A 12,838-nucleotide genomic window follows, 5' to 3' on the forward strand; every position below is an offset into this window, starting at 1 on the left:
TCAGCGCAGCACCACCGCGGGGTCGCCGCGACGGCGGTACACGCTGCCGAACCGCGCGTCGACCCGCAGCCATGCCGCCGTGGCACGCACCCGGACGACCTCGTCGGCGCTGACCGATTCGGGCGCGAACTGCGCGAACTCGGACACCCCGGCGGCCTGGGGCAGGAACCCCATCGCCGTCAGGGCGAACACGCACCGCATCGGGACCCCGACGGAGTCGTCTCCCGCGGACACGTCGACGACCTCCTGGTCCAGCAGCGACGCGGGCGGTCCGTGCGCGCTGGAGTGCTCGCGGGCCAGGGTCGAGCCGCGCTGGGCGAGGCCGAGCACCGCCCGGGCCGGAACGTCGTCGAGGTGGACGAACCCGGTATCGGGTGGCAGCACGCCACGCCATGCCGAATCCATGCCGAAGCCGGGATCGACGTACCCGTCGGATGCCCGCTTCGACGTGTCGGTCAGCCCGGCCAGGAGCTGATCGGCGCCGGCGCACAGGTCGGCGGGTCGCACCGTCCCCTGGACCACCCGGCTGGCCAACACGTCGAACCCGGTCGCGGACCAGGCCACGACCATTCCGCCGGGCCGTTCGCGCAGCCGCACCACCGCCGCGTCGTCGAGGCGGCGCGCCCGCTCGGCGAAGGTGGACAGGTCTTCGCGGTGGCCGGGGTCGGTCAGCCACAGTCCGCGTTCGGTGCCGGTCATCGCATCCAGTGCCGCAGGTATTCCCGTTGCTGATCCGACAACCGCTGTAGCCGCTGCTCTTCGACGTGCACCGCCGCAAGCACGGTGTCGGCGATGACGGCCGGTTTCGAGTCGGGCGCCGCGCCGACCGAACGGACCTCGTATCCGACGGTGAAGTCGACGGCCCTGACCCGCTTGGACCACATGGTGACCTGCAGCGGGGAGTCCACCAGCCGCAGCTGGGCCTTGTAGGTGATGTTCACCTCGGCGATGAGCAGGCCGATCGTGGCGATGTCCGCACCGAAGGGTTCGCGCAGGAACGGGATCCGGGCCTCTTCGAGGATGGTGACCATCGTCGCGTGGTTGATGTGCTGGTACATGTCGATGTCCGACCACCGCACATGAACCGGCGCGGTGAAGCCGTGCGGGGCGCTCACGCGGTGGACCCCGTGCCGCTGGTCCGGGTCATGCTGCGGATCTGGCGGGCGGCCACCGACAGTGTCGCCAGGTCATGCTCACCGCTGTCGTAGAGCTCCGAGAGGGTGCGGCGGGCCCGGCCCACCCGGGAACCGTTGGTCAGCTCCCACTCGGCGATCTTCTCCTCGCCGGTTTCGTCGGGCTCTCCTACCGCGAGCACATCGAAGCACAACGCCCGCAGCGAGGCGTAGATGTCGTCGCGAATCGCCAACCGGGCCAACGCATGCCAACGATCCTTGCGCGACAGCCGGGACACCGCGGTCAGCAGCCCGTCGGTGCCGAGGTGATCCATCAGCGCGAAATAGGTGTCGGCGACCTCGGCGGGGTCCCGGTCTACGATGTCGGCGATGTCGATGACGTCGAGCAGACTGAACTGGTAGAGCGCACTGGCCACGGCGAACGCCAGGTCCTCGGGCACCCCCTGAGCGGTCAGGTCGTTCGACTCCTTGGTCACGATGGCCCGGTCGTCGCCGCGCAGCCATTCCGGCATCCGGGGTGTCAACGTGGCGACCTTCTCGGCGAACCGGTTGATCTCGGCGCCGACCGCCAGCGGTTGGGGACGGAAGTTGAGCAGCCAGCGCGCCGAGCGGTCGACCAGCCGGCGCAGGTCGAGGGTCATCCGGTCGGTCACCGCCACCGACACTCCGGCCACCCCGGCCGCCAGGATCTGCCGCCACACCCGGTTCAGGTCGAAGATCGCGTCGGCGGCGACGAAGCTGCGGATCGCATCGACGGCGGCCACTCCGACGTCCTCGGTGACCCGGAAGGCATACGAGATGCCCGACGTGTCGACGACGTCGTTGACCAGCATGGTCGCGACGATCTCGCGCCGCAGCTGGTGGGCGCGGATGTCGGGGGCGAACCGGTCACGCAGCGTCACCGGGAAGTAGGACGGCAGGCGCGCGGCGAACACCTCCTGGTCGGGCAGGTCACCGGCCAGCAGCTCGTCTTTGAGGGACAGTTTCACGTGCGCCATCAGGGTGGCCAGTTCCGGTGAGGTGAGCCCGATTCCGGCATCCGAGCGGCGGGTGATCTCCTTCTCCGACGGCAGCGCCTCGAGCTCCCGGTTGAGGCCGCGGTGATCCACCAGCTGCTTGATCATGCGTGAATGCACCGACAGCAGGCTGGCCGCGTTGGCCCGGCTGGTGCCCATCAGGTCGTTCTGGCTTTCGTTGTCCACCAACACGAGTCGGCCGACCTCGTCGGTCATGGACAGCAGCAGGTCGGTCCGGTCCTCGGGGGCTACCTTGCCCGCGGTCACCAGGGAGTCGATCAGGATCTTGATGTTGACCTCGTGGTCGGAGCAGTCGACGCCGGCGGAGTTGTCCAGTGCGTCGGTGTTGATGCGGCCGCCGATCAGGTCGAATTCGACGCGGCCCAGCGACGTGACACCGAGGTTGCCGCCCTCGCCGATGACTTTCGCCCGCACCTGGTTGGCGTTGACCCGCACCGCGTCGTTGGCGCGGTCGCCGACATCGGAGTCGGCCTCGGTCTCGGCTTTGACGTAGGTGCCGATGCCGCCGTTGAACAGCAGATCCGCCGGTGCCCGCAGGATCGCCTTCATCAGCGCCGGAGGCGTCAGCTCCGACACGGTGTCGTCGATGCCCAGTGCCGCGCGCGCCTGGGCGGAGACCGGGATCGACTTCTGTTGCCGGCTGTACACGCCGCCGCCGTCGCTGATCAGCGCGGTGTCGTAGTCCTCCCAGCTGGATCGGGGCAGGTCGAACAGCCGCTTGCGCTCCTGCCAGGACGCCGCCGCGTCCGGGTCGGGGTCGATGAAGATGTGGCGGTGGTCGAAGGCCGCCAGCAGCCTGATGTGTTCGCTCAGCAGCATCCCGTTGCCGAACACGTCGCCGCTCATGTCACCGACACCGACGACGGTGAAGTCCTCGGACTGGGTGTCGACGCCCATCTCGCGGAAGTGCCGCTTGACCGACTCCCACGCGCCTTTGGCGGTGATACCCATCGCCTTGTGGTCGTAGCCCACCGAGCCGCCGGAGGCGAACGCGTCCCCCAGCCAGAAGCCGTAGGAGATGGCGACCTCGTTGGCGATGTCGGAGAACGTCGCGGTGCCCTTGTCGGCCGCGACCACCAGGTAGGCGTCGTCGCCGTCGCGCCGGACCACTTCGGGTGGGGTGAGGATCGCCCCGGATGCCTTGTCGACGTTGTCGGTGACATCGAGCAGGCCCGCGATGAACAGCCGGTAGCAGGCCACCCCCTCGTCCCTGGTGGTCTCGCGGTCGACGGCGGGGTTGCCGGTGCGGACGGGGGGCTGCTTGACGACGAAGCCGCCCTTGGCCCCGACGGGGACGATGACCGCGTTCTTGACCGCCTGCGCCTTGACCAGGCCGAGGATCTCGGTGCGGAAGTCCTCCCGCCGGTCCGACCAGCGCAGCCCGCCGCGCGCGACGTAGCCGAATCGCAGGTGCACGCCCTCCACCCGCGGTGAGTACACGAAGATCTCGAACTTCGGCCGTGGCAAGGGCAATTCGTCGATGAGCTCGGGACTGAGCTTGAACGACAGCACGTTCTGTGCACGGGCCGAATCCTGCTGGGTGACGAAGTAATTGGTGCGCAGGGTGGCCTGGATCATCGAGGCGAATGCCCGCAGCACCCGGTCGGTGTCCAGGCTGACCAGCGCGTCGATGTCGGCGGAGACCGCAGCAACGGCGGCCTGCGCGTCGCGACGGTGCCCGCCGTCCTCGGCGTGCTCGCTCGGGCAGAACAACGCCTCGAACAGTGTGATCAGCGAGCGGGCGGTGGCGGCGTTGTCGTTGAGGACCTCGGCGATGCGCAGTTGGCTGTACGGGAATCCGGCCTGCTTGAGGTACTTCGCGTACGCCCGCAGCACGGCGACCTGCTGCCAGTTCAACTCGGCCCGCAGCACCAGCTCGTTGAATCGGTCGATCTCGGCATGACCTCGCCAGATCGCGGTGACGGCGTCGGCGAAGCGGTCGGCGGCGGCATCGCGCTGCGGTCCGGCCGGGGCCTCGGGAATGTCGGAGTGCGGCGAGACCTTGAACTGGTAGATCCACACCTGCAGCCCGTCGGGCCGGGTCACCGTGAACGGGCGTTCCTCGAGCACCACGACACCCATCGACTGCAGCATCGGCAGCAGCTGGCTCAGCGAGGCCGACTGACCGCCGAGGTACCACATCAGATGGGAGACACCGGTCTCGTCGCTGTCGGAGAGCACCAGCTTGACGGCGTTGTCCTCGAGATCTTCGATGAGCGCGATGTCGGACAGCGCGTGCGGCGGCGAGATCGCCTGCTTGTACACCTCGGGGAACGCGCCGGCGTAGTGCTCGGCGGTGACCTGGTCGACGGTGCCCTCACGGGCGGCGGCCAGCAGCCGGTCACCCCAGGTGCGCGCAGCTTCACTGAGCAGATCCTGGATGCGCACCTGGTTGTCTTCGGAGACGTCGATGTCGTTCAGGCGCGAACCCTCGGGCAAACGCACCGTGAAATGAACAAGCGCCCAGGGCGATTCGCTGACCCGCGCGGAGTAGTCGATGCTCTCCCCGCCGAGTTCGCGGACCAGGATCTCCTGCATCTGCAGCCGGACCGCGGTCGTGTAGCGATCCCGGGGCAGGTACACCAGGCATGACACGAAATGCGCGAGCGGGTCGGCCCGCAGGAACAGCAGGGTGCGCCGGCGCGCCCCCAGGTCGACCACCGCCATCGCCATGTCGAGCAGCGCACGGGCCGACAGCGCGAACAACTCCGAGCGTGGAATGGTCTGGATGATGTCGAGCAGCAGCTGTCCGGGATGGCTCGGGTCCCGGTGGGCCATCGCCAACGCGTCGTCGACCCGGCGGGACACCAGCGGGATGTCGAGCACGTTCGCGTTCATCGCCGCGACGGTGAACAGGCCGACGAAGCGGTGCTCGATCGGGTCGGCGCCGGCCTCGTCGGCCTCTTCCCGGACCACGATGATCTGCGGGTACTTTCCGTACCGCAGGAAGCTGGGGATGGTGCCCTGCGCCAGCGCCAGCAGCTCGCCCGGGCTGGTCAGCTGCGGCAGCACCGTTTCGCGCAGCCGCACCACGCCCAGCCGGCTGCCCTTCTCCACGGTCGCCTCCCCGTCGCGCACGGTGCAGCGCTGATACCCCAGCAGCACGAAGTGCCCGTCGGCGAGCCAGCGCAGCAGCGCCGCGACGTCCCTGCGGTCGGCGCTGGGGAAGCGGCGCCCGTTGTCCCCGTCGAGTTCGGCGGCCAGCCTGCGCACCGTGGCGGCCATGTCGGCGGAGTCGACCGCCACCTGCCGGGCATCGGCGAGGACCCTGGGCAGCAGTTGTTCGGCTTCGTCGATCGTTCGCCGGTCCGCGGCCGAGGACAGCTGGACGTGCACCCAGGTCTCGTCCACGCCGCCGCTGAAGTCGGCATCCGATTTGGGTGCGATGTCCAGCAGCTCACCGGCGGCGCCACGACGCACCGCGAACACCGGGTTCATGATCGCGGTGTAGGCCACCCCGAGGCGGTGCAGCAGCACCGTGACCGAGTCCATCAACAACGTCGCGTTGTCGGTCACGATCTGCAGCGCAGGTCCGAACCCGCCGGAGTCGTCGGGGCCGTAGACCGCCACCCGGGTGGTGCCCATCGGCCTTTGCCGGCCGAGCCGGTACTGCGCTTCGACCAACTCGGGTTCGGGAACCGCGCCCCCGCCCGGCCGCTTCACCGGGCCGGTGACGGCCGCCTCGGCGCCCGGGGCGCCGCCGTGCGGCCCCCGGTAGGTCTCGAGGTAGGCCGGGACCAGCCGGTCGACGACATCGGGAGGCACCTCCCCATCGACCTGACCCTCGATCGCCCCTGGGTTCAACGACATTCGCCGCTCCTACTCACACGTGCGCACCGGCCCCCGTTGGCTGCAACCGAGCGCCGCTGCGGGTGACGGTTACGTGGTCCGCACGACGAGACTAGTCCCGCGTGAGCTTCCGATGTGTGACCCTGTGCGGACGGGCAGCATCGGCACCCAGCCGCTCGATCTTGTTCTCCTCGTACCCACCGAAGTTGCCCTCGAACCAGAACCACTTGGCCTCGTTGTCGCTGTCGCCCTCCCAGGCCAGGATGTGGGTGCAGGTGCGGTCCAGGAACCACCGGTCGTGGCTGATCACCACGGCACAGCCCGGGAAGTTCTGCAACGCGTTCTCCAGCGAGCTCAGGGTCTCCACGTCGAGGTCGTTGGTCGGCTCGTCGAGCAGAATCAGGTTGCCGCCCTCCTTGAGGGTCAGCGCGAGATTGAGCCGGTTGCGCTCACCGCCGGACAGCACCCCAGCCGGCTTCTGCTGGTCGGGACCCTTGAAACCGAAAGCCGACACATAGGCACGCGACGGCATCTCGTTCTGCCCGACCTCGATGAAGTCCAGGCCGTCGGAGACCACTTCGAACACCGTCTTCTTGGGGTCGATTCCGCCACGGTTCTGGTCGACGTAGCTCAGCTTGACCGTTTCGCCGACCTTGACGGTGCCGCTGTCGGGTTGTTCGAGGCCGACGATGGTCTTGAACAGCGTCGTCTTGCCGACGCCGTTGGGTCCGATCACCCCGACGATGCCGTTGCGCGGCAGCGTGAAGGACAGGTCTTTGATCAGCGTGCGGCCGTCGAAACCCTTGTCGAGGTGATCGACCTCGACCACGACGTTGCCCAGTCGCGGGCCGGTCGGGATCTGGATCTCCTCGAAGTCGAGCTTGCGGGTCTTCTCGGCCTCGGCGGCCATCTCCTCGTAGCGCTGCAGCCGGGCCTTGTTCTTGGCCTGCCGAGCCTTCGCACCGGAGCGCACCCAGTCCAGCTCGTCTTTGAGCCGCTTCTGCAGCTTGGCGTCCTTGCGCCCGGCGACGGCGATGCGCTCGGCCTTCTTCTCCAGGTAGGTGGAGTAGTTGCCCTCGTAGGGGTAGGCCCGGCCACGGTCGAGCTCGAGGATCCACTCGGCGACGTTGTCCAGGAAGTAGCGGTCGTGGGTGACCGCCAGGATCGCGCCCTTGTACTCGGCGAGGTGCTGCTCGAGCCACAGCACGCTCTCGGCGTCGAGATGGTTGGTCGGCTCGTCGAGCAGAAGCAGATCGGGCTTGGAAAGCAAGAGCTTGCACAGCGCGACCCGGCGCTTCTCGCCGCCGGACAGGTGGGTGACCGGCTCGTCGGGCGGCGGGCAGCGCAACGCGTCCATCGCCTGTTCGAGCTGCGAGTCGATGTCCCACGCATCGGCGGCGTCGAGCTCCTCCTGGAGCTTGCCCATCTCCTCCATGAGCTCGTCGGAGTAGTCGGTCGCCATCAGTTCGGCGACCTCGTTGTAGCGGTTGAGCTTGGCCTTGATGGCCACGCCCTCTTCGACGTTCTCGCGCACCGTCTTGGTCTCGTCGAGCTGGGGCTCCTGCTGCAGGATGCCGACCGTCGCTCCGGGCTGCAGGAACGCATCGCCGTTGTTGGGCTGGTCCAATCCGGCCATGATCCGCAAGACGCTCGACTTACCGGCCCCGTTGGGACCGACCACGCCGATCTTCGCGCCCGGAAGGAAGTTCAGCGTGACGTCGTCAAGGATGACCTTGTCGCCGTGCGCCTTGCGGACCTTCCGCATCGTGTAGATGAATTCGGCCATTTGCCTTCGATGTCGCCTTTCTCGATCCCGGTGTGGTGCTTCCCGGGATCATCTCGGACCTCCGCGGTAGTCGGGCCCCATCCTAGGCGCGGTCACGAATCCGGTCTGCGGCGCTAGGCGCTCAGTGACAGCTCCCCGGCCTCGTCGGCCTGCCCCACCTCGTTGACCTCGGCAGTGTCGGTGCCGGCAGCCACGGACTCGGGGTCGGTGGCCGGCTCTGCCGCCTCGGGATGGCGCCGCTTGTCGACCCGGGCGATGCAGCGGGCCAGATCCGGCCCGACCGCGGTGGCCCGGATCTCCTGCGAGGATCGCCGGTTGCCGTCACGGTCCTCGTATTCGCTGGTGTAGATGAAGCCGACGACGATCACCGCGTCACCCTTGCCGAGGGCGGCGCCGACGCCGGTCACCAGGCGCCCCCAGCAGTTCACGGTCGCGTACAGCGAGTTGCCCGGCTCCCAGCTTCCGTCGGCGCCACGGCGGCGCGAATTGCACGCCACCCGGAATTTGATCAGCTCCTGATCGCCGACCCGGCGACGCTCCGGGCTGGTGACGATGGTGCCCACTGCGGTGATGGGGGTCTCGAACATGATGGATCCTCTCTGTCTTCGGCTGCGGGCCAGGTAGGGCACCTGCCCGGTCGGTCACACGACCATTGACCGCCCGGGCCCCGACACGTGGCGGCTCGCGGCCGGGCGACGGGCAAGCTCTGTGGATGAAACCCGCATTGGGGATGACCGGGGAAAGCCCCGGCGGCAGGGCAGCGCCGAGGACCGCTGCGGGCTTGGGGGCACCGGGAGAGGCCGGGTTGGCCGAACCGCGACAGTCAGCGGGTTCGGCGGCCGGAACGGGCCGGCCGTGGCGTCGACTACCACCCCGAGGTCGGAAACGGTAAACGATCTGCTGCATCGGCGGCGCCAGGCCGGCCCGTACCGCCACGCTATCACCGAAACTGAATATCTGAACACTCAGACAGATAAATTGTCACCATCTGCCGCCCCCCGCAGCCCAGCGATCCTTCGGCGCGGATGGTCCGGGCCCAACGGGTCCGGTCAGACGACCTCGGGATGCAGTTCGCGGCGGCTGCGCTCGCGGGCGACGAACTGGTCGCGGGCGATGGCGTCGACCTTGTCCATGTCGGTCAGAACGCCCCGCAGTTCGTCGCGGAAAGCCTCCCGTCGCTCGCGTAGGTCGGCCGCGGGGGTGAGCAGGTTCTGGTCGGCGGCGACCTGCCGGGCCGTGGTGAACAACAACGCCGACACCGACTCCGCCGAGCGGACGACGGCCTGCGCGATGTACTGCTGCCCCACCGCCAGCGCCCTGGCCGTCAGGTCCTTCTCCGAGATGTCCGCCGGCGCATCGACCAGGACGTCGGCGACAATCCAGTAGGCCTCGAAGAACGGCCGCAGCAGCGGCCCGGCGATAGCCGGGCGCTTGGCCCGCAACACGGCGTCGATGCGTTCGCCGCCGGCAGCGACATCGTCCTCCCAGTTGTGTTCCCAGGACATCTCCTCGGCCACGTGTTCGCGAAAACCCGCGGAGTCAGCGAAGTAGAAGTCGAATTTCAACAGGTCGCGCAGACGCATCACCTGGGTCCAGAACGCCTCCAACCGATCGTTTTTCGCCCTCGACGCGTGCGCGAGGGACAACTCGACCAGCGAGGTCTCCAGGAACACGTCGATGAGCGAATTGCGGTAGAACGCGGCTTCGAGCTCGTCCTGCGGGGCGATCAGCCACACCGGCTCGCGGCCGCCGTCGACACGGGTGACCGGATGTCCGTTCGACAGTGCGTCCACCGCGGCCCGGACACCGTCGGGGGCGCGCAGCCGCAGCACGCTGTTGGTCATCGGTGCCTGTTTGCGTTCGAGGTAGTCCAACGTGTCCTGCAGCGTGTGATGCAACTGATCGAGGGTCAGCGCGACACCGCGGGTGGACAGCAGCAGCGCCGACACCAGCGCGGTCGCGTTGACCGGCGTGACCTGAAGAATGCGCCACGCCACCTCGAAGGCCATCTTCTGCAGCGCAAGCCGTTTGGCGGCGTCGTCGCGGGTCATCGCACCGTGCGGCTCGCCCAGGTACTCCCGCATCGAGACGGCCTCGGGGAAGCGCACGTAGATCTTGCCGTAGTTGCGCTCACCCTGCGCCTTGATGTAGTTGAACAGCCACGACAACCCCTCGGGGGTCTTCTCCCCGCCCCGGGCGTAGGAGGCGTACTCGGCCGTCTCGTGCAGCTGGTCGAAACTGATCGACACCGGCTGCAGCAGGATGTCGTCGCTGCGCCCGTCGAGGTAGGCGTCGGCAACGTAGGCGAGCAGACCGAGCTTGGGCGGCAACATCTTTCCAGTGCGTGACCGGGTTCCCTCGATCGCCCAGGACAGGTTGAACCGCTTCTCCACGATGTAGCCGACGAACTGGCGCAGCACGAACTTGTAGAGCGGGTCATCGAGTTTGCGCCGCAGGAAGATGACGCCGGAGCGACGCATCAGCGGGCCCATGAAGCCGAAGGACAGGTTGACGCCGGCGAAGGTGTGCACCGGGGGCAGCCGGTTCTCCTGCATCGCCACCGGGACGATCACCCCGTCGAGGTAGGAACGGTGGGAGAACAGCAGCACCGCGGGATGCGATTCCAGTGCGTGGCGCATCGATTCGACCTCGGTGCGGTCGTAGTCGATGTTGGGGTCGAACCCCCGGCTGAAGATCGCCCGCCCCAGCGCGGGGATCAGATCCACCGAGAACCTGCTCCACCCGGTGCCGAGTTCGTCGAGCATCTCGCCGGCCTTCTCGACCGTCGCGCCGGGGATCTTGTCGAGGCCTTCGCGGAACCGTGCCGAGGCGAGCACCTCGGGTTTGATCAGCCGGGGTGACTTGTACTCGGGCCCGAGCAGTCGCAGCTCCACCCGTTCGATCGCCAGGATGGCCCGCCGGATGACGAATCGAGCGAATTCCCTGGCGTTCTCGGCCACCGTGGTGTCGCTCCACTGCCGATGCAGCTCGGACACCTTCGCAGGCTCACCGGCCACCACACGCGCCCTCGACGGGTCGCGCTTCAGGATGCTGTGCTGCACGAGCTTGGGTGGGCAGTAGGTGTCCCGGCCCGACAGCACGGCCACCACCTTGGAGCGGGTCGGCAGACCGCCGGGGACCCAGAACACCCGCACCGGCACCACCGAGCGGTCGTCGTCGGCTTCGAGCAGCTCCACGAGCCGGGCCAGCACGCCGGGCGGCGGGTCGTCGTCGGCGGGCAGCTTGAGCACCTCGATCTTGGAATCCGGGTGCTCCTGGCGCTGGCGGCGCAGCCAGTCGGCGAGCAGCTCCTCTTCGGCCGGCGACGACACCGACGCGAGGACGAGCGTGTCGTCGACCGCCGAGAACGCGGTGATGTCGTCGGCGCGGATCTTCATGGCCGTCCCCTGCTGCCGGTCTGCTTGGCGGGCGCATCCTTGGCCGGTGTCGGCCCTGCGGAGTCGGCGTCCTTGGCTTGCGTGGTCTTCTTCGCCGCTTTCTTGGCGGCGGTCTTCTTCGCCGCTTTCTTGGCGGCGGTCTTCTTCGCCGCTTTCTTGGCGGGAGTCTTCTTCGCCGCGGCTTTGTTCGCCGGGGTCTTCTTCGCCGGGGCCTTCTCGGCGGCACGCCGGTAGAGCTGCGGGGTGGGCAGCTCGTCGTGTGGCCAGTCCTTCAGGGTGTCCAGGTAGAGCTGACGCACCTCGGCGATTCGCTCGTTGAGGTTGTCATGCGTCCAGTCATCCACCGGAATCGGCGGATAGACAACGACATCCACCGTTCCCGGGTTGAACGTGCTCGAGTCGCGCGCCGCGATCACCTCCGCGTTGCGGATCACGATCGGCACGATCGGGATGCCCACCGACATCGCGATCCGGAAGGGACCCTTCTTGAACGGGCCGACCTCGGTGGTGTCCAGCCGGGTGCCTTCCGGGGCGATCAGGATGGACAGGCCCTTGCGGGCGAGTTCCTCGACCTTCTTGAGCCCCTCGACGGCCTTCTGCGGATCGTCGCGGTCGATGAAGGCGGCGTCGAGGATCTTGCCCATCGTGCCGACCACCGGATCGCTTTCGAGTTCCTTCTTGCCCACCGAGGTGAAGTTGTCGTTGACCAGCCGCCCGGCGATCAGCGGGTCGGCCTGGTTGCGGTGGTTGAAGATGAACACCGCCGGACGTTGCGCGGTCAGGTTCTCCCGGCCCAGCACCTGCAGGTTGATGCCCACCGTGTTGAGCAGGGTGCGTCCGAACACCGAGGTGAAGAAGTTGACTCCGGTGCGCTTGTTGCGGGTCAGCAGACCGAGGCTCAGCGCGCCCGCGGCCACCGGCACCATGGTGGCGATGCCGGCGACGGTGCGCAGCTGCGAGACCGGGCTGGCCCCGCTGCGGCTGCTGAACCGCAGCACCGGCCAGCCGCGCTTGGCGGCGACGGCCGCCAGCTTGCCCTCCGGGTTGGTCGGGCGGGGGTTGCCGACCAGGTACATCAACGCGACGTCCTCGTCGCCGTCGGCGTAGAAGTAGCTCTTGGACAGGTCGACGCCATTGGCGGTGGCGAACTCCTGGACCGCCCTGGCCTTACCCGGACCCCAGATGATGGGTCGTTGCACCTCGCCGGTGATCAGCCCGTCCTCGTCGGTCTCGAACTTGTTGCTGAGCACGTTGTTGATCCCGAGGAACCGGGCGACCGGCTCGACCTGCACCGTCAGCGCCGAGGAACTGAGCACGACGGTGTGCCCGCGGGCCATGTGGGCGCGGACGATCTCGCGCATCTCCGGGTAGATCCGGCTGACGATCTTCTGCACGAAGAGCCGTTCGGCGAGTTCGTCGATGTCGGCGACCGAGTTCCCGCGCAACATCCGCGCACCCTTGCCGATCAGGTCCTCGAACTCCGAGCGGCCGAGCTGATGGTTGAGGCCGGCCTGCACCATGCCGATGAACTCCCCGACCGACATCTGGCGGCGCCGCAGCCGGTCCTGGGTCATCACCACCCCGGTGAACCCGGCCACCAGCGTGCCGTCGAGGTCGAAGAACGCACCGACCGCCGAACCCTGCGGGCTCGCCTCGACCTCGGCGACCGACCCGGGTAGCCGCATCTGCCGGTTG

The 12,838-nt window shown here is 68.2% G+C and carries 7 protein-coding genes; all 7 read right to left on the minus strand.

What is annotated here, in order from left to right:
- Nucleotides 1-699, minus strand: a complete 699-nt coding sequence (locus ACXAID_RS05855) for a DUF8010 domain-containing protein (protein WP_475021244.1) — start codon at nucleotides 697-699, stop codon at nucleotides 1-3.
- A complete protein-coding gene (locus ACXAID_RS05860; RefSeq protein ID WP_475021245.1) occupies nucleotides 696-1,115 on the minus strand; it encodes an acyl-CoA thioesterase in 420 nt (139 codons plus the stop codon). Before ACXAID_RS05860 ends, ACXAID_RS05855 begins: the two co-directional genes overlap by 4 nt.
- A complete protein-coding gene (locus ACXAID_RS05865; RefSeq protein WP_475021246.1) occupies nucleotides 1,112-5,980 on the minus strand; it encodes an NAD-glutamate dehydrogenase in 4,869 nt (1,622 codons plus the stop codon). Before ACXAID_RS05865 ends, ACXAID_RS05860 begins: the two co-directional genes overlap by 4 nt.
- A 91-nt stretch (nucleotides 5,981-6,071) precedes the next feature.
- Nucleotides 6,072-7,745 (minus strand): energy-dependent translational throttle protein EttA, encoded by a 1,674-nt coding sequence (gene ettA, locus ACXAID_RS05870; RefSeq protein WP_475021247.1) that lies wholly within the window; start codon nucleotides 7,743-7,745, stop codon nucleotides 6,072-6,074.
- 113 nt (nucleotides 7,746-7,858) lie between these two features.
- A complete protein-coding gene (locus tag ACXAID_RS05875) occupies nucleotides 7,859-8,332 on the minus strand; it encodes a single-stranded DNA-binding protein (RefSeq protein WP_475021248.1) in 474 nt (157 codons plus the stop codon).
- 462 nt (nucleotides 8,333-8,794) lie between these two features.
- Entirely contained in the window at nucleotides 8,795-11,143 is a 2,349-nt protein-coding gene (locus ACXAID_RS05880) for a glycerol-3-phosphate 1-O-acyltransferase (RefSeq protein ID WP_475021249.1), read from the minus strand.
- Complete coding sequence (locus ACXAID_RS05885; RefSeq protein WP_475021283.1) at nucleotides 11,140-12,828, minus strand: HAD-IB family hydrolase; 1,689 nt, start codon at nucleotides 12,826-12,828, stop codon at nucleotides 11,140-11,142. Before ACXAID_RS05885 ends, ACXAID_RS05880 begins: the two co-directional genes overlap by 4 nt.
- Between the last annotated feature and the right edge of the window lie 10 nt (nucleotides 12,829-12,838).

The organism is Mycobacterium sp. ABE4_509 (assembly GCF_056160785.1).